Source organism: Massilia aurea (assembly GCF_014200505.1).
GTDB lineage: Bacteria > Pseudomonadota > Gammaproteobacteria > Burkholderiales > Burkholderiaceae_D > Telluria > Telluria aurea_B.
Window position 1 is genome coordinate 596,561 of the sequence record NZ_JACHBX010000002.1, and the last position, 24,457, is coordinate 621,017.

Here is a 24,457-nt window from a genome sequence, read left to right on the forward strand (position 1 = left end):
GTAACGGTAAATCACGATGTACGAATCCTATTATGGCCTGTCGGCCAAGCCCTTCCAGCTCCGCCCTGACCCGCATTTCTTCTATGGGTCCAAGGGCCACAAGCGCGCCATGGCCTACCTCGAGTACGGCCTGTCGCAAGGCGAGGGCTTCATCGTCATCACGGGCGAAGTCGGCGCCGGCAAGACCACGCTCGTGCGCAATATGCTGGGCAAACTGCCGCTCGACCAGATCGTGGCCGCGCACATCGTCAACACCAGCCTCGATCCCGAAGACACGCTGCGCATGGTGGTCTCGAGCTTCGGCCTGCCGTATGAAGGCCAGAGCAAGGCCGAGCTGCTCAACCGTCTCGAGCAGTTCCTGCGCACGGTCGACCGCCAGGGCAAGCGCGCCCTGCTCGTGATCGACGAAGCCCAGAACCTCAATGCCCGCACGGTCGAAGAACTGCGCATGCTGTCGAACTTCCAGACCGACGAACGTTCGCTGCTGCAGACGTTCCTGCTTGGCCAGCCCGAGTTTCGCGCCACGCTGCACAGCCCCGGCATGCAGCAGCTGCGCCAGCGCGTGATCGCCAGCTACCACCTCGGTCCGATGGATGCGGCCGAGACGCGCGCGTATGTCGAGCACCGCCTGGCCACCGTCGGCTGGCAGGGCACGCCTTCGTTCGACGACGGCGCCTACAGTGCAATCTACGCCTACAGCGGCGGTATCCCGCGCAAGACCAACACGCTGATGGACCGCGTGCTCCTGATGGGCTACCTGGAAGAACTGCAGGCCTTTACCGAAGCGCACATCAACGACGTGGTGCGCGACATCTCGGAAGAATTTGACGCGCCCGATACCGACAACCTGGCCGATGCCGACCAGACGAACGGCGGCAGCCAGGCAAACGAGCTGCACCCGGGCGAGCGCCGCACCAGCGTCGAGCAGCTCGACGAGCGCATGATGCGCCTCGAGAAATCGATCGTGTCGGTGCTGTCGATCCTGAAAAAGATCGCCGCCACGCCACCCAACGCTTCCGGCGCCGCGCCCCACCACCCGGACCACCAGGAATAACCTGCCATGAAAATGACCGCTCCCGCAGCCCGACCGCGTCCAGCGCCGGGTGAAAAAATCCGCAATGCGATGACCTGCGACGTGGAAGACTACTTCCAGGTGTCGGCCTTTGCCCCCTACATCGACCGCGACAGCTGGCCAACGCGCGAATGCCGCGTCGAAGCCAATATGGAACGCATCCTCGCGCTGTACGAGCGCGAAGGCGTGCGCGCGACCTTCTTCACGCTGGGCTGGATCGCCGAACGCTATCCCGCGATGGTGCGCCGCATCGTCGAAGCGGGCCACGAACTGGCCAGCCACGGCTACGGCCACCTGCGCGCCTCGGACCAGAGCCGCGCCGAATTCGACAACGATATCCGCTCGGCCAAGGCGCTGCTGGAAGACATCGGCGGCCAGGCCGTCGTCGGCTACCGCGCGCCGAGTTTTTCAATTGGCCACGGCAATCTGTGGGCGCTCGACGCACTGCACGAAGCAGGCTACAAGTACAGCTCGAGCATCTACCCGATCGCGCACGACCACTACGGCATGCCGGATGCGCCGCGTTTCGCGTTCTACCCGAACGGCCCGGATGGCATCCTCGAAGTGCCGATCACCACGGTGAAGATGGCCGGTCGTCACCTGCCGGCCGGTGGCGGTGGTTACTTCCGCCTGCTGCCGTACGCGCTGTCGCGCTGGATGATGGAAAAGGTCAACCGCGAAGACGGCGAGTCGGCCCTGTTCTACTTCCACCCGTGGGAAATCGACACCGACCAGCCACGGCCCGATGGCCTGGGCGCCAAGGCGAAGTTCCGTCACTACGTCAATATCGACCGCATGGAGCGCCGTCTCGAACAGCTGGCGCGTGATTTCAAGTGGGACCGCATGGACCGCATCTTCCTGGACAAGCCATGAATTCGATCATCGAAGCGGCGCAAGCCAGGCGCGCGGCGCCCGTCGCCGCTGCCGCCGGTCCGCAGACGCTGCATTTGATGACGCCGCAGAACGCGGCGCGCTGGGATGCATTCGTCCGTGCCTGTCCGCAAGCCACGTTCTTCCACCTGTCCGGCTGGCAGTCCGTGATCGAGCAATCGTTCGGCATCAAGACCTGGTTCTACTTCGTCGAGCAGGACGGCCAGATCCAGGGCGTGCTGCCGCTGGCAGAGATCAAGAGCCGCCTGTTCGGCCACTCGCTGGGCGCCATGCCGTTCTGCGTGTACGGCGGCGTGGCGGCCATCGACGACGGCGCGCGCGTGCTGCTCGATGGCGCGGCCGATGCACTGGCGCGCCAGCTCGGCGTGGGCCACCTCGAATACCGCGCCATGGAGCGCGCGCACCCGCACGACCCGAGCTGGCTGACCAAAGAGCTGTACGTCACGTTCCGCAAAGAGATCAGCGCCGTCGATGACGAGAACCTCAACGCCATCCCGCGCAAGCAGCGCGCCATGGTGCGCAAGGGGATCAAGCTGGGCCTGAAGGGCGTGGTCGAGGACAACGTCGACAATATGTTCACGGCCTACGCCCACAGCGTGCTGCGCCTGGGCACCCCGGTGTTCCCGAAAAAGTACTTCGCGCTGCTGCAGAAGACTTTCGGCGCCGAATGCGAAGTGCGCACGATCTACACCAGCGACGATCGCCTGGTCGGCTCGGTGCTGTCGTTCTACTGGCGCGACGAAGTCGTGCCCTACTACGGCGGTGGCATGGACCTGGCGCGCGAAGTGGCGGGCAACGACTTCATGTACTGGAACCTGATGCAGGCAGCTGCTGCGCGCGGTTGCCGCCTGTTCGATTTCGGCCGCAGCAAGCTGGGCACCGGTGCCTACGACTTCAAGAAGAACTGGGGCTTTGTCGCCACGCCGCTGCCGTACGAGTACAAGCTGTACGCCGCCGATGCGCTGCCGGACAACAATCCGCTGAACCCCAAGTACCAGTTGTTCATCAAGGTGTGGAAAAAGCTGCCGCTGCCGGTGGCGAACTTCATGGGCCCTTACATCGTGCGCAACCTGGGCTGACAACGTGCAAGACCTGCTGCTGCTGATTCACCGCATCCCGTACCCGCCCAACAAGGGCGACAAGATCCGCTCCTACCACCTGCTCAAGCACCTGGCGCGTGACTACCGCGTGCACCTGGCCACGTTCGTCGACGATGCCGACGACTGGCAGCACGTGCCGGCGGTGGAGGCGCTGTGCGCCAGCAGCCATTTCGCCCCTCTTGATCCGCTGCGCGCCCGTGTGCGCAGCCTGGGCGCGCTCGTCAAGAACCGCTCGCTGTCGCTCGACTACTACCAGGATGCCGGCATGGCGCGCTGGGTCGACCAGGCCGTTGCCACGCACAAGATCGATCGCGTGATGGTGTTTTCGTCGCCGATGGCGCAATACGCCGACAAGCTGGGCGATGCGCGCCGTGTGATCGACTTCTGCGATGTCGATTCCGATAAATGGCGCCAGTACGCCGAGAAAAAATCGCCGCCAATGAGCTGGCTGTACCGGCACGAAGCGCGCCAGTTGCTGCGCTACGAGCGTCAGGTCGCCAGCCAGTACGACGCGTCGCTGTTCGTCTCCGCGCCCGAGGCAGAGTTGTTCCGCAAGCTGGCACCGGAAAGCGTCGCGCGCATCGGCCACTTCAGCAACGGCGTCGATACCGAGTACTTCTCGCCCGAGCACGCGTTTGCCAGCCCGTACGCCGCCGGCGAACGCGCCCTGGTGTTTACGGGCGCGATGGATTACTGGCCGAACGTCGACGCCGTGCAGTGGTTCTGCGACGAGGTCTTCCCGGCCTTGCGCGCGCAGGATCCGGCGCTGGCCTTCTACATCGTCGGCTCGCGCCCGAATGCCCAGGTGCAGGCGCTCGGCGCCTTGCCGGGTGTGACCGTAACGGGCACCGTGCCCGACGTGCGCCCGTATATCCGTCACGGCTGCGTGGCGGTGGCACCGCTGCGCATCGCGCGCGGCATTCAGAACAAGGTGCTGGAAGCGATGGCCATGGCCACGCCGACGGTGGTCTCGCCGCAGGCGCTTGAAGGCATCGACGCCGCACCGGGCAGCGAGCTGGCCGTGGCCGATGGCGCGCCGGCCTGGATCGAGACCGTGGGCGCGCTGCTGGCACGCCAGCACGAACAGAACGCAAGCATGGGCCGCGCCGCACGCGCGCGCGTCGAACAGCACTATAGTTGGCCAAGCAACCTGGCCTGCATCGAGGAGCGACTGGAATGCACGTGACACCCCCATCCGGCATTGCCGGCGCCAATCTGGACGCCGCTCCCACGCCACTGGCGCGCTCGAGCGCCATGCTGATCGCGCTGGCGCTGCTCGCACCGTTCTTTCTGTATCTGGGCACCGCCGAATCGCTGGTCGCGATCTGGAACAGCTCCGAGACCTTCGCGCACGGCTACGCCATCCTGCCGATCAGCCTATGGCTGATCTGGCGCCGGCGCGACGTGTTCGATGCGATTCCCGCACGCCCGTGGGCGCCTGCGCTGCTCCTCCTGGCGGTGCTGGGGGCCGGCTGGCTGCTGGCGCGCATGGGCGAAGTGCAGGTCGTGATGCAGTACGCGTTTGTCGCCATGTTCCCGATCGTGGCGCTGGCCATGCTCGGACCGCGCCTGGCCGGGGCGCTCGCGTTTCCGCTCCTGTTTCTGCTGCTGGCGGTGCCGTTCGGCGAAGTCTTCGTCGCCCCGCTGATCAACCTGACCGCCGACTTCACCGTGTGGGCCGTGCAGGCCACCGGCATCCCGGTGCTGCGCAATGGCACCCGCTTCGAACTGCCGACCGGTTCATGGTCGGTGGTGGAAGCCTGCAGCGGCGTGCGCTACCTGATTTCGTCGGTCACGCTCGGCTGCCTGTACGCCTACCTGACCTACCAGTCGACAAAAAAGCGTTTACTCTTTGTGGTCGTGTCGATCATCGTGCCCATCATTGCCAACGGTCTGCGCGCCTACATGATCGTGATGATCGGCCACCTGTCGGGCATGGAACTGGCCACCGGCGTCGACCACCTGATCTATGGCTGGGTCTTCTTCGGCCTGGTCATGCTGCTGATGTTCTGGATCGGCAGCTTCTGGCGCGACGACGATCCGCTGCCTGCGGCCGAACTGCCGGTGGCGGCGCGTACCCGCCGCGATGGTGTGCCACCGGTCAGCATGGCCCGCATGGCGGCAATGTGCGCTGCCGTGGTGGCCGTTGCCGCACTGTGGCCGGGCTTTGCCCGCTATAACGACGCGGCCAATCTCAATCCCCAGCCGGTACAGCTGACGAACGTGGCGGTCGGCTGGCCGCAGGTGGCGCCATTTACTGGCTGGACGCCGCGCTGGGTAGCGCCGGATGCCGCGTACCGCGCGACCTTCCGCAACCCCGACGCTGCGGCGCCGGTCTCGCTCGACATCATGTACTACCGCAACCAGCGCAACGGCAAGGCCCTGATCAGCTCCGTCAATACGCTGGCGACCTCCGACGACGCCTGGCATGCGCTGGGTGGCTCGGCGCGCAGCGAAACGATCGACGGCAAGCCGGTGACGCTGCGTGAAACGCGGATGACCGGTCCAGACGGCCAGTTCCTGGTGTGGCAATGGATGTCGATCGACGGCCACCTGACCTCGAACAACTACGTCGGCAAGCTGCTGCAGGCCCAGGCCAAGCTGCGCTTCCGCGGCGACGATGGCGCTGTCGTGCTGCTGTCGGCGCCGGTGGGTGACAACCCCGACGCCGCGCGCGCTGCATTGCGCGCCTTCATGACGGTGCAGGGCCAGGCGATCGAGCGTGCCATCGAGCACGCGCGCACGCATTGAACGGGGACGCACGGACCATGCACAGTGATCTGGCGGTGTTGAACGCTCAAAGACCCCTCGTCGTGCACCTGGTGTATTCGCTCGATGTCGGCGGGCTGGAAACGCTGCTGGTCGACTGCATCAACCGCATGCCGGCCGACAAATACCGGCATGCGGTGGTCTGCCTGACCCGCTACAGCGCCTTCGCGGACAAGATCACGCAACCGGGCGTCGAGCTGTATGCGCTGAACAAGCCGCCCGGGAACGGACTACGCGTGCATGTCGACTTCTGGAAGCTGATGCGGCGCCTGCGGCCCACGATCCTGCACACCTACAACCTGTCGGCGATGGAGTACTGCTTCACGGCAGCCGCTGCCGGCGTGCCGGTGCGCATCCACGCCGAGCATGGCCGCGACGCCTCCGATCCGCATGGCCTGAACCCAAAGCACAACTTCTTGCGCCGCCATCTCGCGCCGTTCATCGACCGCTATGTGCCGGTGTCGGACGATCTGCAGCGCTGGTTTGCCGAGGTTGTCCGCATCCCTGCGGCCAAGAACCACCTGATCAAGAACGGTGTCGATACCGACCGCTACGCTCCGCGCGCGCAAGCGGTGACGGCCGCGCCGTGGGGCGCTGGCGACATCGTGATCGGGGCGGTGGCACGCGTGCAGGACGTCAAGAACCACGCCAGCCTGGTGGCCGCGTTTGCGCTGCTGCGCGAGCGCCTGCCGGCCCTGCGCGACCGGCTGCGCCTGTCGATCGTCGGCGACGGCCCGTTGTTCGGCAAGATCCAGGCGCAGGTCGCAGAAGCCGGCCTGCAGGATGTCGTGTGGCTGCCCGGCGCGCGCGCCGACGTGGCCGATCTGCTGCATGGCTTTACCATCTTCGCCCTGCCCTCGCTGGCCGAAGGCACGCCCGTGTCGCTGCTCGAAGCGATGGCCTGCGGCCTGCCGTCGGTGTGTTCGCGCGTGGGCGGCATCCCCGAAGTCGTCGTCGATGACGTGCATGGTATCTTGGTGCCGGTGGAGGTCGATGCGCTGGCCGAGGCGCTTGCGCGCTACGTCCAGGACCCGGCCCTGCGGGCACGCCACGGCGCGGCAGCGCGCGCGCGCATCGAAGACAAGTACAGCATGGCCGCCATGCTCGGCGCGTACACCGCGCTGTACGACGGCCTCTGTGCGCGCAAGGCGCCGGCGCGGCTGCGTCCCATCGTCAACTCTTAACTTCAGCGGAACCAGACAGCATGTGCGGAATAGTCGGCATTTTTGATACCCTCGGCAACCGGGAGATCGACCGCGCGGCCCTGGGCCGCATGAACGAAAGCCAGCACCACCGCGGCCCCGACGAGGGCGAGCTGTATCTGGAACCGAGCATGGGCATGGGCCACCGCCGCCTGTCCGTGATCGACCTGGCCAGCGGCCAGCAGCCGATCGTCAATGCCGAGCGCGACGTGGTGATGGTCTTCAACGGCGAGATCTACAACTACCGCGAGCTGCGCGTCGAACTCGAGGCGCTGGGTTTTGTGTTTCGCACCAAGTCGGATTCGGAGTCGCTGCTGCACGCCTACCAGGCCTGGGGCCCGGACTGCGTGCACCGCCTGCGCGGCATGTTTGCGTTCGCGATCTGGGATCGCAAGAAGCAGACGATGTTCCTCGCGCGCGACCATGTCGGCGTCAAGCCGATGTTCTATTCGCTGCTCCCGAATGGCCTGTTCGTGTTCGGCTCCGAGCTGAAATCGATCATGACCCACCCCGAACTGTCGCGCAAACTCAATCCGCGCGCGGTCGAGGATTACTTCGCGTTCGGCTACGTGCCCGAGCCGCACACCATTTTCCATAACGCCTACAAGCTGGGGCCCGGCCACCGCATCGTGATCAAGGCGGGCGCGCGCGAGGTCACGCCCGAGCAGTACTGGGATGTGCCATTCAAGCGCGCCCCGCAGCGGCCGATGCAGGAAATCGAGCAGGAGCTGATCGAGCGCGTGCGCGAATGCGTGCAGAGCCAGACCGTGGCCGACGTGCCATTGGGCGCGTTCCTGTCGGGCGGCGTCGATTCGAGCGCGGTCGTGGCGATGATGGCGCAGAATAATCCCGATCCGGTGACCACGCTGTCGATCGGCTTTGACGACCCGGAGTACGACGAATCGAAGTTCGCCAGCGAGGTGGCCACGCGCTACGGCACGACCCACCACGCGCAGATCGTCGACAAGGACGACTACGGCCTGATCGACACGCTGGGCCACCTGTACGACGAGCCGTTCGCCGACAGCTCGGCGATCCCGACCTACCGCGTGTGCCAGCTGGCGCGCAAGCACGTGACCGTGTCGCTGTCGGGCGATGGCGGCGACGAAAGCTTCGCTGGCTACCGCCGCTACCGCTATGCGATGGCCGAGCAGCGCGTGCGCGACAAGGTGCCCGCCAGCCTGCGCAAACCAGTGTTCGGCACGCTGGGCAAGCTGTATCCGAAGGCCGATTGGGCGCCGCGCATGTTCCGCGCCAAGACCACGTTCGAGGCACTGGCGCGCGACACGGTCGAGGGGTATTTCCACGGCGTGTCGATCATGCCGGACCGCGTGCGGGCGCAGTTGTTCTCGGACTCGTTCAAGCGTGAGCTGCAGGGCTACAGCGCGATCGAAGTATTCCTTGGCCACGCTGCAAAATCGCCGACGGACGACCCGCTGTCGCTGATCCAGTACCTCGACTTCAAGACCTGGCTGCCAGGCGACATCCTGACCAAGGTCGACCGCGCCGCGATGGCGCACTCGCTCGAGGTGCGCGTGCCGCTGCTGGACCATACGTTCGTGGAATGGGCATCCAGCCTGCCGCCCGACATCAAGCTCGGCGGTGGCGAAGGCAAGTACATCTTCAAGAAGGCGCTCGAACCGTACCTGTCGCACGACGTGCTGTACCGCGCCAAGAAGGGTTTTTCGATTCCGCTGGCCGCCTGGCTGCGCGGCCCGCTGCGCGAGAAGCTGCGCGCTGCTGCGCTGTCGCCGCTGCTGCTCGACACCGGCATGTTCAACGAAAAATTCTTGCGCGAGATGGTGGACCAGCATATCGCCGGCAGCAAGGATTACAGCGCGCCGTTATGGTCGGTATTGATGTTCGAGACCTTCTTGCGGGTGAGCGCCAACCGCCCATAAGGCCAGTGCTCGGCGCTGTTCAACGTTGACTGCACGAAAAAAAAGGCCGGTTGCAACCGGCCTTTTCATTCATGCGCGCGTCGGCGCCCAGTCACGGTACCAGGTCCAGAAACTGGCCAGGCCCGTCGCCAGTGGCGTGGTCGGCGCGAAGTCGACCCAGGCCTTGAGCTTGGCGATCGATGCATGCGTGGCAGGCACGTCGCCCGGCTGCATCGGCAGGAATTCCTTGCGCGCTTCGACGCCCATTACGGACTCGAGCGTGCGGATGAACTCGAGCACCTGCACCGGATTGTGGTTACCGATGTTGAACACCGTATGCGGCGCGCTCGTGGCCGTGGCCGGCGTCGGCTTGAACAGCAGGCGCACCACCCCTTCGACGATGTCGTCGATATAGGTGAAGTCGCGTGTGAGCAGGCCTTCGGCGAACACGGGGATCGTGGCGCCGCGCATCATTTTCTCGGCAAAGCTGAAATACGCCATGTCGGGCCGGCCCCAGGGACCGTAGACCGTGAAGAAGCGCAGGCCGGTGGCCGGCAACCTGAACAGGTGGCTGTACGAGTGCGCCATCAATTCATTGGACTTCTTGGTGGCGGCGTAAAGCGACACGGGCGCATCGACCTGGTCGTCCTCGCTGAAGGGCACCTTGGCATTGTTGCCGTACACGCTGCTGCTGCTGGCGTACAACAAGTGCTCGATGGCGCCCTGGCGACAGGCTTCGAGGATATTCCCGAAGCCCACCAGGTTCGACTGGATATACACGGACGGATTGTCGATCGAGTAGCGCACGCCGGCTTGCGCCGCCAGGTGCACCACCAGTTGCGGCCGCTCGCGTTCGAACAGTGCGGCAACCTGCGCTGCATCGCTCAGTTCGACCGTGTGGCAGGCAACGCCAGCGGGTGCGAGCAGTGCGCGCACCCGGTCATGCTTGAGGCGCGGATCGTAATAATCGTTGAAGTTGTCGCAGCCGGTCACCTGATGGCCCATGGCCGCCAGGCGCGCGGCCACGAAGCTGCCGACGAAGCCGGCAGCACCCGTGACCAGGATCCGCTGGGGTGTCATCAAGCGGCCGTCCGGCTGACGCGGCCAATCCCTTCGTAGGCCAGACCAGCGGCAGCGACGACAGCTGGATCATAGATGTTGCGGCCATCGAAGATCGCCTTGTCACGCAGGATGGTGGCCAGGCCGGCGAAGTCCGGCGCGCGGAATTCTTTCCATTCGGTGACCAGGACCAGCGCATCGGCGCCTTCGGTTGCCGCGGCAGCCGAGCTGACGATCGTCAGCATGGATTCGACGCGCGCAGCACCGTGTTCGCGGGCCAAGACGCGCAGCGCTTCGCTGCTGGCGACCGGATCGTAGGCGCGCACGTGGCAGCCGGCGTCGAACAGCTCCTTGAGCAGCACCAGGCTTGGGGCTTCGCGCATGTCATCGGTGTTCGGCTTGAACGACAGGCCCCACACGGCGACCGTCTTGCCCTTGAGACCTTCGACGCCGCCGTAGAAGCGCGTGAGCTTCTTGAACAGCACGTTTTTCTGGTTGTCGTTGACCAGTTCGGTCGCTTCCAGGATGTGCAGCACCTGGCCATGATCGCCACCGGTCTTGACCAGCGCTTTCACGTCTTTCGGGAAGCACGAACCGCCGTAGCCCATGCCGGCGTACAGGAACTGCGAACCGATGCGCGGGTCCAGGCCCATGCCGTGGCGCACGGCTTCGATGTCGGCGCCCAGCACTTCGGCCAGGTTGGCCAGCTCGTTCATGAAGCTGATGCGGGTGGCCAGCATGGCGTTCGCGGCGTACTTGGTCAGCTCGGCGCTGCGCACGTCCATCTCGACCAGCTTTTCGTGGTTGCGGCTGAATGGTGCGTACAGCTGGCGCATCAGCTTGGTAGCGACGGTGTCGTCGCTGCCGACGACGATGCGGTCCGGGCGCATGAAGTCGTCGATGGCTGCGCCTTCTTTCAGGAATTCGGGATTGCTCACCACCGAGAACGACAGCGTGCTGCCGCGCTTGTCGAGCTCGCCCTGGATGGCGGCACGCACTTTATCGGCGGTGCCGACCGGGACGGTCGACTTGTCGACCACGACCACCGGCTTGTCGATGCGCTGACCGATCGAACGGGCGGCGGCCAGGATGTGGGTCAGGTCGGCGCTGCCGTCTTCGTCAGGCGGCGTACCCACGGCCAGGAACACGCAGTCAGCGTGCGCGACGGCTTCGTCGTAGCTGGTCGAAAACAGCAGGCGACCTGCGTTGGCGTTGCGCTCGACCATGTTGTCGAGGCCTGGCTCGTGAATCGGAATGACGCCGTTCTTGAGCATTGCAATTTTTTCTTCGTTGACGTCGAGACACAGTACAGTGTTGCCGACATCGGCGAAGCAAGCGCCTGAAACGAGACCGACGTAGCCGGTGCCAATGATGGTGATCTTCATGATTTATATTGAGGAACGAGTAACTGAAAAATAGAACCGGGCAGAGCAGCACGGCGAACCAGGCTATTTTTCCACAGATTGGAAAATAATTGCCACACGTAACAAATGCGTGCAAAACTTGAATTATAGTATCATGGTTGTCAAAAATTTATGCGTTTGCTCGTTAATTGTGCTGCCCTCTGGCAAAATTTTTCGCATAATCACGACATTGCAGTACAACACTTCCACTCCCGGATCAAACCATCCGGCGGTGCACCGATCAGCACCCGGCACGACACAATGAAGTTACTCACTTTTAGCACCCTGTATCCCAATTCGCAGCAACCGAACCACGGTATCTTTGTGGAAACCCGATTGCGCTACCTGATTGCCAGCGGGCAGGTCGAGTCACGCGTCGTCGCGCCAGTGCCATGGTTCCCGCTCAAGGGAGAACGTTTCGGCCATTATGGCACTCTTGCCAAGGTACCGCGGCGCGAAACACGCAACGGCATCGACGTCACGCACCCACGCTACCTGGTACTGCCGCGCGTGGGCATGAACGTCACGCCCTATACACTGGCACATGCGGCAAAACGGGAAATCGGCCGCATCCTCGACAGCGGTTACGATTTCGACGCCATCGACGCCCACTATTTCTATCCGGACGGCGTGGCAGCGGTCATGCTCGGCAAGTACTTCAAGAAACCGGTGGTGATCACCGCGCGCGGCACCGACATCAACCTGATTCCCCAGTTCGCGCGGCCGCGCCAGCTGATCCTGGATGCGGCGCGCGACGCCGACGGCATCATCACCGTGTGCAAGGCGCTCAAGGACGAGATGGTCGGCCTGGGCGTGGCGCCCGACAACATCACCCCGCTGCGCAACGGCGTCGATCTGGAGCGCTTTGCGCCCATCGACCGCGCCGCCGCGCGCGCCGCCGTCGGGCTGGCGCCGGGACGCTTCACGCTGTTGTCGGTCGGCCTGCTCGATCCGCGCAAGGCGCACGACCTGATCATCCGCGCCCTGCCCCAGTTGCCCGACGTCGACCTGCTGATCGCCGGCATCGGCCCTGAAAAGAACAATCTGGAGCGCCTGGCGCGTGAATTGAACGTGCAGGACCGTGTCAAGCTGCTGGGCAGCGTGCCGCAGACCGAACTGAAAACGTATTACAACGCTGCCGACACCCTGGTGCTGGCGTCGAGCCGCGAAGGCTGGGCCAATGTGCTGCTCGAAAGCATGGCGTGCGGCACCCCGGTGGTGGCCAGCAATGTGTGGGGCACGCCCGAAGTGGTGGCGGCGCCGGCTGCCGGCGTTCTGATGCCGCAGCGCACCCCCGAAGGCCTGGTCGCGGCGCTGGGCCAGTTGCGCGCCAACTACCCGGCGCACAGCGCCACCCGCCGCTACGCCGAAGACTTTGGCTGGCAACCGACCACCCAGGGCCAGATCGACCTGTTCCACTCCATCTTGGCGAGAAAAGCCGCGTGAAAATCCTTTATCACCACCGTACCCGTTCCAAGGACGGCCAGTACGTCCACATCGAAGAAATGATCCGCGCACTGCGCGCCGAGGGCCATGAGGTCGTGATCGTGGCCCCTCCCAGCGCCGAAACCGAATCGTTCGGTTCGGACGCCGGCCCGGTTGCCTGGCTCAAGCGCCACCTGCCCAAGACCTTCTATGAATTGATGGAGCTGTCGTATTCGCTGGTCGCGTACCGGCGCCTGGCCAAGGCCGTCAAGGAGCACCGCCCGGACGTGCTGTATGAACGCTACAACCTGTTCCTGCCAGCGGGCATCTGGCTGGCGCGCAAGTACAAGCTGCCGATGCTGCTCGAAGTAAATGCCCCAATCCTGGAAGAGCGCACCCGCTACGACGGCCTGGCGCTGACGAAGCTGGGCCGCTGGTCGCAGGCCTATGCCTGGCGCAACGCCGACATGGTGCTGCCGGTCACGCACGTGCTGGGCGATATCGTGCAGGCCTACGGCGTGCCGCCGGAACGCATCGACGTGATCCCGAACGGCATCGACCCCGAACGCTTTGCCGGCGCGCCAGACGTGGAACAGGCCAAGCGCGCGCTGGGCCTGCAGGATGTGCTGGTGCTGGGCTTTACCGGTTTTGTCCGCGACTGGCATGGCCTGGACAAGGTGATCGAGCTGATCGCGCAGGACCCGCCGGATGCACGGCGTCACCTGCTGGTCGTCGGCGACGGCCCCGTGCGCACCACGCTCGAGCAGCAGGCGCGCGACCTGGGCATCGAACACCGCGTGCAGTTCACCGGCATCATCGGGCGCGACGACGTGGCGCGTTACGTGGCCGCGTTCGACATTGCACTGCAACCGGCCGTGGTGAAGTATGCTTCACCATTGAAGCTGTTCGAATACCTGGCACTGGGCAAGGCGATCGTCGGCCCGGACCAGCCGAATATCCGCGAGATCCTGCGCGCCGACCACAATGCCGTGCTGTTCGACCCGGATGCGCCAGGTGGCCTGGCCGGCGCGGTCAAGCGCCTGTGCGACGACCCGCTGCTGCGCGCCCGTGTGGCGCAAGGCGCGCGCGACGCCATCGACGAGCAGCAGCTGACCTGGCGCGCCAATGCGCGCCGCGTTGTCGCCCTTTTCGAGAGAATGCAGAAACGTGCGTGATCTAATCCTGTTTGCCGCTTTCCTGGCGATCATCCCCTTCATCTTCAAGCGGCCTGTGGTCGGCACCCTGGCCTATGCCCTGGTCAGCCTGATGAACCCGCACCGGCTGACCTACGGCGCCGCGACCTTCTTCCCGTTCGCGATGTACCTGTGCATCGCGACGCTGCTGGCACTGTTGATATCGCGCGAGAAGAAGAAGCTCCCGATGTCGCCGCCGGTCATCGTGCTGATGCTGTTCTTTGCCTGGTACACGATCGGTGCCGTGCTGGCGCAGGACCCGACCGCGGCGTGGTTCGACTGGGACCGGTTCAGCAAGATCGTGCTGATGATCTTCGTGACCATGCTGACCGTGCGTACCGTCAGTGACGTCAAGCTGCTGGCGCTGACGGTGGCGCTGTCGCTCGGCTTCTGGGGCGTCAAGAGCGGCATCTTCGTGCTCCTCAGCGGCGGTGGCCAAGGCCTCAAGGGCCCATCCAGCAGCTTCATCGGCGACAACAACACGCTGGCGCTTGCACTGGTGACCATCACGCCGTTGATCGCTTACCTGATCACCCAGGTCGATTCCAAGTGGCTCAAGCGGGGCGTGATGGGGATCGCGGGGCTGACCGCGCTGGCGGCGATCGGCTCCTATTCGCGCGGCGCACTGCTGGGCGCCTGCGCCATGGGCTTCTTCCTGTGGCTCAAGTCGAGTCAGAAGTTCAAGACCGGCCTGGCCATCGCGGTGCTGGTGCCGATTGTCCTGCTGAGCATGCCGCCGGAATGGACCGGCCGCATGCAGACGATCGAAACCTACGAGGAAGACGAATCGGCCACCGGGCGCATCAATTCCTGGATGTTCGCCCTCAACGTGGCAAACGCCTTTCCGCAAGGCGGGGGGCCAAACGTGTTTTCGCCCCATATGTTCATGCTGTACGCGCCGAATCCGGAACGCTACTACGACGCCCACAGCATCTATTTCCAGGTACTCGGCGAACTCGGCTACTTCGGACTGGCGTTGTTCCTCACCCTGTTCGCAGTCAGCTGGCGCCTCGGATCGAAAATCGTACGGTTCTGCCGCGGCAAGGAGGAACTGGAATGGGCCTCGATGCTGGCACGCATGTGCCAGGTCAGCATGATCGGCTACATGACGGCTGGCGCCTTCCTGACGCTGGCGTACTACGATCTGATCTACTACGTGATCACGATCCTGGTCGTACTCGACAAGGTGCTGATCCGCTATCCGCAGCCCGACAATACGCCGCCGATGCGGATCGGTCTGGTCGAGCGGTACCGCGAACGCGCCCGCGCCAAGGCCGCGGCCACGGCGCAGCGCAAGGCGCGCTCGGCGTTTCCGCGCTAGGCGGTCACACCAGCACTTCCAGCGCCGGCGGATGGCCCAGGAACATGGCCGGGCTGGCGCTGGCGCCGTAGGCACCCGACTGGAACACGACGACCAGGTCGCCAATCCGGGCATGGCCCAGTTCCATGCGGTCGGCCAGGATATCGAGCGGGGTGCACAGCGGACCGGTGGCCGAAGCCAGGCTGCCATCCGGCGCCATGCGGTTACCGATCGCCACCGGATAATTCTTGCGGATGACCTGGCCCAGGTTGCCGGAGGCCGCCAGGTGGTGGTGCATGCCGCCATCCAGGACCAGAAACACCTCGCCGCGCGAGACCTTGCGGTCGATCACGCGCGCAACGTACACCCCGGCCTCGCCCACCAGGTAGCGGCCAAGCTCAAGCGCCAGGCGCGCCTCTGGCAACGCTTGCGCCAGGCGCGGCAGCCAGCCGGCCAGGTGTTCACCCAGCGGCGTCGGGTCGATCCGCGCCTCGCCCGGAAAATACGGAATCCCCAGGCCGCCGCCGATATTGAGCTGGCGCACCGTGAGCGGGCTGTCGCCAGCCAGACGCAGGGCCAGTTCGATGCTGCGCGACTGCGCTTCGATGATGGCGTCGAGGCGCAGGCTCTGGGAACCGCAATAAATGTGGAAGCCCTGGAAATCCAGGCCCAGCGCCGCGGCCTGCTGCAGCACCTGCGGGGCCTGCTCGGCATCGATGCCGAACGGCTTGGCGCCGCCCCCCATGCGCATGCCCGAGGATTTCAGCTCGAATTCGGGATTGATGCGCAGCGCCACGCGCGGCGTGATGCCCAGCAGGTCGCCGATCCGGGCGGCATTGGCCAGCTCGTTGCCCGACTCGATGTTCAGGCACACGCCGGCGGCGATCGCCTGGCGCAATTCACCCTCGACCTTGGCCGGGCCGGCAAAGCTGATCCGGGCCGGGTCGATGCCGGTATCGAGCGCGGTCCTGAGTTCCCCACCCGAGGCCACGTCCAGCCCGTCGACCAGGCCCGCCATGTGCTGCACCAGCGCCGGCATCGGATTGGCCTTGATCGAGTAATGCAGCGCGACTGCGGGCGGCAGCACCGCCCGCAGTGTGGCGACCTGGGCACTGCAAACGCGCCGGTCGACGGCATAAAACGGCGTACGGCCGACGCGCTCGGCCAACCTGGGCAGGGGAATGCCGCCCACCTGGAGGACGTCGTCGACCACCGGGAAATGGATCTGGGGAGCGTGCTGGGGCTTCGTGCTGGTCATGGAAAGTCGCGGGGGATGTTGGATGCCGGCGTCAGGCGCCGGACTGGAAGGTGTGGCGCAGCAGATTGCGGTCGATCTTGCCGTTGGGGTTACGCGGCAATGCCTGCTCGCGCAGGACGATATGGGCCGGCACCATGTATGCCGGCAGCTGGCGCCGGCACTCGGCCAGCAGGCCGGCGCGGTCGACCTGCACCGTAGCAGGCACCGCCACCGCCACGATTGCCTGGCCTTGCTGCATGTCGTCGATGCCGAATACCGCGACCTCGCTCACCAGGCCGCTCGCATACAGCGCGCTCTCGACTTCGCTCGGACTGATGCGGTAGCCGGACACCTTGATCAGCTCGTCATTGCGGCCAATGAAATACAGGTAGCCGTCAGCATCACGCCGTACCGTGTCGCCCGACCACACGGCCAGCTCGGGCAGCGGCAGGCCGCTCTCCCTGCCGGGCGCCGGACGAAAGCGCTGGGCAGTGCGTGCAGGATCGTTCCAGTAGCCGAGCGACACCAGTGCGCCGCGGTGCACCAGCTCACCCGGCTCGTCGGCCTCGCACAGGGTGCCGTCGGGACGCACCACCAGCACCTCGGCGTTGGGGATGGCGCGGCCGATCGAATCGGGACGGCGCGCAAGTTCGGCGGGCGGCAGGTAGGTCGAGCGGAAGGCCTCGGTCAGGCCATACATCAGGAATATCTCGGCGCGCGGCAGCGCCTGCCGGAGCGCCTCGACGGTCACGACCGGCATGGCGCCACCGGAATTGGTGATGAAACGCAGGGTGCAGTCGGCTGGCCACTCCAGGCGCGCCAGTGTGATCCAGAGCGGCGGGACAGCCGCCAGGCCGGTGATGCGTTCGGCGCGCACGGCGGCGGCGATATCCTTGGGGAACAGGTAGTTCATCAGCACCACCGCTGCGCCGCGCAGGAAGGCGGTGGTGAGCTGGGACAGGCCATAGTCGAAACTCATGGGCAGCACGGCCAGCAGGCGGTCCGAAGCCTCCAGGCCGAGGTAGCCGGCCACGCTGGCGGCGCCGGCCACCATGTTCCGGTGCGACAGCACCACGCCCTTGGGCTCGCCGGTGCTGCCGGACGTATACAGGATGGCCGCCATGTCAGTATCGATGCGGCGGTGGCCCTGCACTGGCGTGCCCGCCAGTGCTTCGAGCTGTGGCCAGCCCACGGTCGCCGGGAGCGCCGGGGGCTGCCCGGCTGACGGCACGGATGACGTCGCCCCGGTCAGCAGCAGCGTACGCAGGTCGGGGCAAGAGGCTAGCACGGGCGCCAGCAGCGCCTGGCGTTCCGGCGTCGTCACGAGCAGCCGCACATTGCAGTCGGCCAGGATATAGGCCACTTGATTCGGCTTGAGCAGTGGATTGACCGGCACGAACACACAGCCGGCGGCGGCCGCGCCGAACATGGCGACCACGTTCTCGATGCGCTTTTCCATGTACACCGCCACCCGCTCGCCCGGCCCCAGGCCGTGGGCCAGGAACAGGGCAGCAGCAGCGCGCACCTGGAGCGCCAGCGCGGCATAGGTGCAGCCCACCTCGCCATAGACCAGCGCCTCGGCGTTGGGCGTGCGCGCGGCGCTATTGAAAATGCTGTCGTGGATCAGGTAGTTCATCGCGATGTCATTGTGCCCGCACGGCCTGGAGATGGCGCGGCGCAACTGCCATCTTACCAGTTCAGGTCAGCTTCGGATCGACAAGCGACGCCTTGGCGGGCGCGCCACCTTCGCGCACATCCGGCTGCTGCGCCGGCACCTGCAGCCGCGCGGCGAGCTGGGACATGCTCATGAACTGGCCACCCAGGGTGTCCCGGAACCAGGTGCAATAGTCATGGACCGTGGCGATGAAGCGCTCCAGGTCTTCTTCGGTACGCACATAGGGCGTGTGGCCCGCTACCATCGAGGGGCTGTGGTACGTCAGCGAGAACACTTGGCAGCCGTCGCGATGCAGGCTCGACGTCAGGCGCCGCATTTCGTCGCCGCTGGCGACTTCGGGGCTCAGGCGGATACGTTCGAGCGCCCCGCTGCGCGCCAGTAGTCCACCGAGACGCATCGTGCGCGCCCACGGTTGCTGGGCCAGCTCGTACAGCGCCGTGCCGCGCTGGCGCAGCCAGCCAGCATAGCCGGTGGTGACGGGCAGTTCCAGCAGCGTCGTGGCGCCAGTGTCGAAACGGTAGGGATGTTCATTGAAGGCACGGAAGTCCGGGCCGCCATCATCCAGGAAGGCGCTGTAGGGAACCACACTGGCGTCAATCCGGTAGCCGAGCGAGGCGATCGACTCCGCGGTGTGCGGGCCCATGCCGTAGCGGCCGGCCTTGAACGCGACCGGCGCCCGTCCGAACGACTCGGTGATGGCCGCGGTGAGGACGCGCAGCTTGTCGTATTCGAGCTGGCGCGGCAGATTACCGGCGTAGGAATTAAAGCGCGTCACCTCTTCATCATGAGGCGGCGAGACCCAGGGATGCAGGTGGGTGCCGATCTCGCAGCGGCCCGCTTCCATCAGCCTACGCAGCACCGCCACCGACGCCGGGGTGGTCGCCACCGGATAATCGATCACATAGGTGGGCACGATGCCGAGGCGGTCGAACACGCGCTCGTGCATCAGTGGCTGGCCGGCGATCGAGGTGGTGCCGACGCTGGCGCGGTCGAATGGACCGTCCCAGGCGAACTCTTCCTCGGTGTCGATGACGATCAGCAGGACCGGCGGTTCGCCGGCTGCGAGACGCGCCGGTACATGGTTGGTGGTGCCTAGCATGGGGAGGACTTTTGCAACAGCGGCGCCGGCGCGGCCTGGGCCAGCACGGCCAGGCAGGCGTCGATCCGCTGGTAGGTCGACAAGAAAGTGGTTTCGTCGCGGCCCTCGGGGTCGCGAATCTGGGCGTCTGCGCCCTGCGTCGGCGCCGCCTCGCCCAGCAGGTAGATGCGCTGGCGCAGCGTTGGATAGCGCGCTGCGATGGCGTCGAGGTTGATGCGGTCAAAGGCGATCACGAGGTCGGCGTTCTCCAGCAGCTCAGCGCTGGCGTGGCGCGAGCGGTGGCCTGCCATGTTCACGCCGTGGCGCGCAGCGGCGCCGATCGCGACGGCTGGCGAACCGCGCTGGTTGCGGGGCAGCATACCGGCCGAGGAAAAGTGCAGGTTGGGGCTGAACAGCTGACTGGACTTGAGTTCGGCGTAGCTGCTGCGGTTGATATTGCCCTGGCAGACGAACAGCACCTCGATCCTGCGTCCGTTGGCCTTTGCCACCAGTTCGGCCAGGCGCTGCTGCAGGCCGTTGCCGGCATGCTCGCGCGCTGCACCAAAGCGAGCGGTGAACAATTCGCGCAGCTCTTGCAGGCCGGGCCGCGGATCGTCCAGCACCAGGGTGTCGTTGCGCTCACGCCCCAGCAGCACCCGGTGGAAGTTCCAGGCCCAGCCGACGCAGTGGGCAGCCAGGCGCGCCGGCTGGCGCGCCAGCCCCGCGGCGGCCGAGCGGGCCTGCCACATGTCCGGCACCAGATTGCGGCAATAACGCCCGGCCGGATAGTCGACCGGCGCGGTCTTCTGGCCGCGCGCCAGCAGCTGGAACAGGCGATACGGAAAATCGACGCCAATCGAGACCGGCAGTGGCAGCGAGCCCCAGGGACGTGCGTTGACCTCGATCAGGATCCAGCCGCCGCTCGCGGGGTCGATCTTGAATTCGAACATGGCCAGGCCGGTGTAGCGGCTGGCACGCACCATGCGCTCGACCGCGGCGACCCGGCCCGGGTCGAGCGGTGCGCTCTTGCGGTAATAACCGCTCCCGTTGAGTTCATGCGCACGGTGGTGCTCGAAGGCCTGCAGCACCTCGCCCTCGTGGCACAGCACCGACACCCCGGCGCCGTAGCCGGGGAACATCTGCTCGAGCAGGATCGGGCCGGATGCGTGGTCGTGGCGCGCCAGCCAGGCTGCCAGCGCCGCGCGATCGGCCACGATACGGGTGCTGGTGCGCACGTACAACTCGGGCAAGGCATACGACATCGGCTCCTTGACCACCACCGGCAGGCCGACGTCGGCCACGATCGAGTCGACGCTGTCACCAGGCGCCAGCAGGCGGCCACCGGCCACCGGCACGTCGCACGCTTGCGCCAGCGCGCGCGTGCGCACCTTGTCGAAGTAGATGTCGAGCGCCTCGGGCGACGGAATCGCCAGCGCGGTCAGGGTCGACAGCATGTCGCGGTGCAGGCACAGCGGCAGCAGGCCACGCTCGTCGCATGGGATCACGAGCGCGAACTGGTGCTCGCGCAGCAGCGCTTCCATGGCGTCGCGCCAGGCCTGGCCACCATCGAGGTAGTAGGGCAGGAAATGGGTAGCGTGGATGTAGCGCGAGGCCAGGGCCGGCGCGCGGAAATCGAACGGCGCCACGTGCACCTCGATGCCCTGGCGTCCGAGCGAGCGCACCGTGGCCAGGAAGCTGCGGGTGTCATCGCCGATGACGAGCACCTTTTCACGCGTCGTAACCTGGCTCATGCCTGCCTCCCGCGCAACACCTGGCGCGTTGCCAGTCCCGCTGTATACATGGCCCACTTGAACGAGACCCGTGCAGCCAGCGCGCGGCGCGCGTACTGCAGGCCGAGCGCGTGCCTGCCCTGCCCCGACCAGTATTGCGACAGGCGGCGCAGGATGTCGCCTTCATAGGCCTGGCACATGGTGCGAATGGCGCTGCTACGCACTGTCATCGCGATATGCTGGGACACCAGCACCGACAGCAGCCAGCGCTCGGCCTGGGAAAAGCTGCGCGACAGGTTGTTCTGGCGTGAAGCATCGGGAACATTGTGCTGGGCCACGATATCGGGATTGAAAAACAGGGCGCGCGCAGCATCGGCAGCGCGCCAGAAGAAGTCCCGGTCTTCCTCGTATGACGTACGGGTCCAGAAGCCGCCGATCGCGGCCGTGGTGGCTTTGGAGACCGCCAGGATATTGAGCTGGGCAAAGCCGCCGGCACGCACCAGGTCGTCGATCGGCAGCAGGTAGCCGCGTGCGTGGTCGCGGCTGCGCCGCCCCACCAGCGCAGCCAGCGCCGGCAACCAGTGTGCGCGCTCGCGTGTGCCGTCATGGGTCACCGCGACCTGGTCGGCGATGTACAGGTCGACCGCCAGCCCGGCGTCGAAGACCTCCGCCATGGCCGACAGATGGCTGGCGCAGGTCCAGAAATCGTCATCGTCGCAGAAGGTGAGAATGTCGCCGCGCGCAAGCTCGATGCCGGCATTGCGCGCCTGCGACGGGCCGCTGCCGCTGCCGCCGGTGGCGCCCAGCTGGACCAGACGGAAACGGGCATCCAGCCCTTGCCAGATAGCGGCGTAGGCGGCGCGGGTGGTGGCGTCGGAAGCATCGTCGATCACGATCACTTCGAACGCGTCGAAGGCCTGTGCAAGAATGCCCGCCAGGGTTCGCTCGAGCAGGACATGGCGGTTGCGCGTCGGGACAATGACCGAGATGCGGCATGGCACCTGCGGATCAGTGCCTGACGGCGCCGGCTCGCCGGTGGTGCGGATTAGTGATTGGGGGGACACTCTTTGCCTTCGGGCGTAAACGGGCGGCAAGCTGCCGTAACAAAATATTGCAATCCTAACACAAGGTGTTGCACGCTTATACGGCGCGCACAATGGTATTTTATAGGGTGACACGCGTCCGTCGAGCAGCATGGAGCATGTGAAAATACTGAGATAACCCGCGCATTCCCCGCAATCGTCTATGATTTCAGGATGAAAATATCGTATTTCTTTAGCGCCACACTGCTGGCGGCAGCGCTGTGCACTGGCGCGCCAGCCATCGCTGCGCCCGAGGCTGGCATCACCTCGATACGCATCCAGAACACGGGCGAGGCCCGCTCTGACGTGCCGTTTACCTTCGGCCAGGTGTTCGAAGCCGGCCACCTGCAGCCCGGCCAGGGCCTGGGCGGCCGCCTGGCCAGTGGCACCGTGGTGCCACTGCAAGTCGACGTCAAGGCCACCCATGGCGACGGCTCGGTGCGCCATGCGATCGTGTCGGGCGTGCTGCCAGAACTCGCATCGCGCCAGCCCGCCGGCTTGCAACTGGTCGCCGCCGCCGCGCAAGCCCCGGCGGCACGGCCGGCCGGCCCGCGCGAACTGGCTGCGACTGGCCTCGATGGCAAGGTGACGATCGTGGTCGACGGCGCGCGCTATACGGCATCGCTGGCCGAAGCACTGGCCACAAACAAGCCGCGCCCCTGGCTGGCTGGTCCGATCGCCAGCGAATGGCTGCTCGACGCGCCGCTCAAGAACGCCAGCGGCCGGGTCCATCCCCTGCTGACCGTGCGCTTCGACGTACGCTGGTATCGCACGCTGAAAAAGCAGGCGCGCATCGACGTCGTGGTCGAGAACGCCAAAACCTTTGCGGCCGGTGCGCGCAACCTGGTGTACGACGTCGAGGTCGAGATCGCGGGTCGCCCCGCATATGCGCTGGTCGGGCTGACCCATTACCACCATGCGCGCTGGCGCCACAGCACCTGGTGGGATGCCGAACGCGCCCCCGCCCTGCACCTGCAACCGGACACCGATTACCTGATTGCCACCGGCGCCGTACCGAACTATGACCGCACGCTCAAGCCCGACGAGCAGGCACTCGGCGCGCTGGGCAAGGGCCTCAACGCCGACACTGTCGGGCCAATGAAGATCGGTCCGCTTACCGCTTACATGCCGACTGCAGGCGGGCGCCACGATATCGGGCCCTTGCCGGGCTTTTCCGTCCTTTATCTGCTGTCGATGGATGCGCGCGCGCGCGCCGCCATGATGGCGGCGGCAGACGGATCGGGCAGCTGGTCGATCCACTATCGCGACGACAACACTGGCTACCCGGTGCGCACGGACAACGCTGCCAACAAGGGCATTTCGACCCACAACAACCTGGCGCACCGGGGGCCGCTGCCGGTACCGCGCTGCGATAGCGCACCGGGCAGCTCGTGCAAGTCGCCGTACGGGGACGATACTTCGCACCAGCCCTCGCTGGCCTACCTGCCCTATCTGCTCACCGGCGACTATTACTATCTCGAAGAACTGCAGTTCTGGGCTGCCTCCAATCCGCTGGCCACCGATCCGGGCAACTCGGGCGACGGCCAGGGGCTGGTACGCTGGATGCAGGTGCGCGGCCAGGCATGGTCGCTGCGTACGCTCGGCCACGCCGCCTACATCACGCCCGACGCCCACCCGCTCAAGGCCTATTTCACCAAGCAGGTCGACAATAACCTGGCCTTCTATCATGCGGCCTACGTGGTCGGCAACCCGAACAAGCTTGGCCTGTACGACGGCTCCGGCCCGCGCGCGGCATCGGTCAACGGCTCGCCGCCCTGGCAGGACGACTTCCTGACCTGGAGCTTCGGCCACCTGGCCGAACTCGGCTTTGCCAAGGCGCTGCCGATCCTGCAATGGAAGGCCAGGTACGCGGTCGGGCGCATGACTGCGCCCGGTTATTGCTGGATCCAGGGCTCGGCCTACAGCCTGAAATTCCGTGAAGACAAAGGCTTGCCCGCCTACGACACCTTCGCCCAGCTCTACCGCGAAAATTTCGACCGTGACAAGCTCACCATCGACGACAAGCCGGTCCAGCATCCGCAGGGATTGCGCTATATCGACCAGGCGTGTGGCAGCCAGGCCCAGGCCGACTGGCTGTCGGCCGCCACCGGGCAACGCTGGGAGCGGGGCCGCATGGTCGGCTACTCCAGCTCGCCGATGGGATTCCCGGCGAATATGCAGCCGACGCTGGCCATGGCCGCGACCTACAACATCCCCAACGCCGAGCGCGCCTGGTCGGTGTTCACGGCGCGCGCCAATCAGCCGAACTATGCCGCCGCCCCGCAATGGGCGATCGTGCCGCGCACAGCGCCGGTAGCGACAGGCAAAACACGCAATCGGGCGCGCTAGATTGTCTGTTTG

18 protein-coding genes are annotated in these 24,457 nt (G+C 65.8%); 11 read left to right on the forward strand and 7 right to left on the reverse strand.

Going from position 1 to position 24,457, the window contains the following annotated elements:
• Positions 1–16 precede the first annotated feature (16 nt).
• The 7 genes from HD842_RS12020 to HD842_RS12050 are packed head-to-tail and all read left to right on the forward strand — an operon-like array spanning position 17 to position 8,935.
• Positions 17–1,054, forward strand: a complete 1,038-nt coding sequence (locus HD842_RS12020; protein ID WP_183554691.1) for an XrtA/PEP-CTERM system-associated ATPase — start codon at positions 17–19, stop codon at positions 1,052–1,054.
• A 6-nt stretch (positions 1,055–1,060) separates the two neighbouring features.
• A complete protein-coding gene (locus tag HD842_RS12025) occupies positions 1,061–1,945 on the forward strand; it encodes an XrtA system polysaccharide deacetylase (protein WP_183554692.1) in 885 nt (294 codons plus the stop codon).
• The gene (locus HD842_RS12030; RefSeq protein ID WP_183554693.1) at positions 1,942–3,042 is read left to right on the forward strand and encodes a FemAB family XrtA/PEP-CTERM system-associated protein; all 1,101 of its coding nucleotides are present in this window, start codon (positions 1,942–1,944) and stop codon (positions 3,040–3,042) included. The genes HD842_RS12025 and HD842_RS12030 overlap by 4 nt, the downstream gene beginning before the upstream one ends.
• A 4-nt stretch (positions 3,043–3,046) precedes the next feature.
• Positions 3,047–4,249 carry a TIGR03087 family PEP-CTERM/XrtA system glycosyltransferase gene (locus HD842_RS12035; RefSeq protein ID WP_183554694.1) on the forward strand — a complete coding sequence of 401 codons (1,203 nt, stop codon included), beginning with the start codon at positions 3,047–3,049 and terminating at the stop codon, positions 4,247–4,249.
• Entirely contained in the window at positions 4,240–5,814 is a 1,575-nt protein-coding gene (xrtA, locus tag HD842_RS12040) for an exosortase A (RefSeq protein ID WP_183554695.1), read from the forward strand. The genes HD842_RS12035 and xrtA overlap by 10 nt, the downstream gene beginning before the upstream one ends.
• Before the next feature lie 17 nt (positions 5,815–5,831).
• Positions 5,832–7,016, forward strand: a complete 1,185-nt coding sequence (locus tag HD842_RS12045; protein WP_183554697.1) for a TIGR03088 family PEP-CTERM/XrtA system glycosyltransferase — start codon at positions 5,832–5,834, stop codon at positions 7,014–7,016.
• 20 nt (positions 7,017–7,036) lie between these two features.
• Entirely contained in the window at positions 7,037–8,935 is a 1,899-nt protein-coding gene (locus HD842_RS12050) for an XrtA/PEP-CTERM system amidotransferase (protein WP_183554698.1), read from the forward strand.
• 69 nt (positions 8,936–9,004) lie between these two features.
• On the opposite strand, the gene HD842_RS12055 is transcribed toward HD842_RS12050, so the two are convergent.
• Positions 9,005–9,994: an NAD-dependent epimerase/dehydratase family protein gene (locus tag HD842_RS12055; RefSeq protein ID WP_183554701.1), complete on the reverse strand. Its 990-nt coding sequence runs from the start codon at positions 9,992–9,994 to the stop codon at positions 9,005–9,007.
• Positions 9,994–11,358 carry a UDP-glucose dehydrogenase family protein gene (locus tag HD842_RS12060; RefSeq protein WP_183554703.1) on the reverse strand — a complete coding sequence of 455 codons (1,365 nt, stop codon included), beginning with the start codon at positions 11,356–11,358 and terminating at the stop codon, positions 9,994–9,996. Before HD842_RS12060 ends, HD842_RS12055 begins: the two co-directional genes overlap by 1 nt.
• A 279-nt stretch (positions 11,359–11,637) precedes the next feature.
• Between HD842_RS12060 and HD842_RS12065 the strand changes: the two genes are divergently transcribed.
• From HD842_RS12065 to HD842_RS12075, 3 genes are read left to right on the forward strand one after another with little or no spacing between them, the layout of a single operon-like run.
• Entirely contained in the window at positions 11,638–12,822 is a 1,185-nt protein-coding gene (locus tag HD842_RS12065; protein WP_183554705.1) for a glycosyltransferase family 4 protein, read from the forward strand.
• Complete coding sequence (locus HD842_RS12070; RefSeq protein ID WP_183554707.1) at positions 12,819–13,976, forward strand: glycosyltransferase family 4 protein; 1,158 nt, start codon at positions 12,819–12,821, stop codon at positions 13,974–13,976. The genes HD842_RS12065 and HD842_RS12070 overlap by 4 nt, the downstream gene beginning before the upstream one ends.
• Entirely contained in the window at positions 13,969–15,315 is a 1,347-nt protein-coding gene (locus tag HD842_RS12075; RefSeq protein WP_183554709.1) for a putative O-glycosylation ligase, exosortase A system-associated, read from the forward strand. Before HD842_RS12070 ends, HD842_RS12075 begins: the two co-directional genes overlap by 8 nt.
• 4 nt (positions 15,316–15,319) lie before the next feature.
• Here HD842_RS12075 and HD842_RS12080 read toward each other — a convergent pair whose 3' ends face one another.
• The 5 genes from HD842_RS12080 to HD842_RS12100 all read right to left on the reverse strand — a co-directional run bounded on the left by HD842_RS12080 (position 15,320) and on the right by HD842_RS12100 (position 22,078).
• A complete protein-coding gene (locus HD842_RS12080) occupies positions 15,320–16,552 on the reverse strand; it encodes a pyridoxal-dependent decarboxylase, exosortase A system-associated (protein ID WP_183554711.1) in 1,233 nt (410 codons plus the stop codon).
• 31 nt (positions 16,553–16,583) lie between these two features.
• Positions 16,584–18,167 carry an acyl-CoA ligase (AMP-forming), exosortase A system-associated gene (locus HD842_RS12085; protein ID WP_183554713.1) on the reverse strand — a complete coding sequence of 528 codons (1,584 nt, stop codon included), beginning with the start codon at positions 18,165–18,167 and terminating at the stop codon, positions 16,584–16,586.
• A 61-nt stretch (positions 18,168–18,228) separates the two neighbouring features.
• A complete protein-coding gene (locus HD842_RS12090; RefSeq protein WP_183554715.1) occupies positions 18,229–19,305 on the reverse strand; it encodes a polysaccharide deacetylase family protein in 1,077 nt (358 codons plus the stop codon).
• Positions 19,299–21,035: an arsenate reductase/protein-tyrosine-phosphatase family protein gene (locus tag HD842_RS12095; RefSeq protein WP_183554717.1), complete on the reverse strand. Its 1,737-nt coding sequence runs from the start codon at positions 21,033–21,035 to the stop codon at positions 19,299–19,301. Before HD842_RS12095 ends, HD842_RS12090 begins: the two co-directional genes overlap by 7 nt.
• A complete protein-coding gene (locus HD842_RS12100) occupies positions 21,032–22,078 on the reverse strand; it encodes a glycosyltransferase family 2 protein (protein ID WP_183554719.1) in 1,047 nt (348 codons plus the stop codon). The genes HD842_RS12095 and HD842_RS12100 overlap by 4 nt, the downstream gene beginning before the upstream one ends.
• A gap of 192 nt (positions 22,079–22,270) precedes the next feature.
• Here HD842_RS12100 and HD842_RS12105 point away from each other — a divergent pair, with 192 nt between their 5' ends.
• Positions 22,271–24,445: a hypothetical protein gene (locus HD842_RS12105; RefSeq protein ID WP_183554721.1), complete on the forward strand. Its 2,175-nt coding sequence runs from the start codon at positions 22,271–22,273 to the stop codon at positions 24,443–24,445.
• The last annotated feature ends 12 nt before the right edge of the window (positions 24,446–24,457 follow it).

What these genes read in the sequence shown, in the direction of transcription:
- HD842_RS12020 (WP_183554691.1), top strand. Translation starts at nt 17, where the DNA reads ATGTACGAATCCTATTATGGCCTGTCGGCCAAGCCCTTCCAGCTCCGC.
- HD842_RS12025 (WP_183554692.1), top strand. Translation starts at nt 1,061, where the DNA reads ATGAAAATGACCGCTCCCGCAGCCCGACCGCGTCCAGCGCCGGGTGAA.
- HD842_RS12030 (WP_183554693.1), top strand. Translation starts at nt 1,942, where the DNA reads ATGAATTCGATCATCGAAGCGGCGCAAGCCAGGCGCGCGGCGCCCGTC.
- xrtA (WP_183554695.1), top strand. Translation starts at nt 4,240, where the DNA reads ATGCACGTGACACCCCCATCCGGCATTGCCGGCGCCAATCTGGACGCC.
- HD842_RS12045 (WP_183554697.1), top strand. Translation starts at nt 5,832, where the DNA reads ATGCACAGTGATCTGGCGGTGTTGAACGCTCAAAGACCCCTCGTCGTG.
- HD842_RS12050 (WP_183554698.1), top strand. Translation starts at nt 7,037, where the DNA reads ATGTGCGGAATAGTCGGCATTTTTGATACCCTCGGCAACCGGGAGATC.
- HD842_RS12055 (WP_183554701.1), bottom strand. Translation starts at nt 9,994, where the DNA reads ATGACACCCCAGCGGATCCTGGTCACGGGTGCTGCCGGCTTCGTCGGC.
- HD842_RS12060 (WP_183554703.1), bottom strand. Translation starts at nt 11,358, where the DNA reads ATGAAGATCACCATCATTGGCACCGGCTACGTCGGTCTCGTTTCAGGC.
- HD842_RS12065 (WP_183554705.1), top strand. Translation starts at nt 11,638, where the DNA reads ATGAAGTTACTCACTTTTAGCACCCTGTATCCCAATTCGCAGCAACCG.
- HD842_RS12080 (WP_183554711.1), bottom strand. Translation starts at nt 16,552, where the DNA reads ATGACCAGCACGAAGCCCCAGCACGCTCCCCAGATCCATTTCCCGGTG.
- HD842_RS12085 (WP_183554713.1), bottom strand. Translation starts at nt 18,167, where the DNA reads ATGAACTACCTGATCCACGACAGCATTTTCAATAGCGCCGCGCGCACG.
- HD842_RS12090 (WP_183554715.1), bottom strand. Translation starts at nt 19,305, where the DNA reads ATGCTAGGCACCACCAACCATGTACCGGCGCGTCTCGCAGCCGGCGAA.
- HD842_RS12095 (WP_183554717.1), bottom strand. Translation starts at nt 21,035, where the DNA reads ATGAGCCAGGTTACGACGCGTGAAAAGGTGCTCGTCATCGGCGATGAC.
- HD842_RS12105 (WP_183554721.1), top strand. Translation starts at nt 22,271, where the DNA reads ATGAAAATATCGTATTTCTTTAGCGCCACACTGCTGGCGGCAGCGCTG.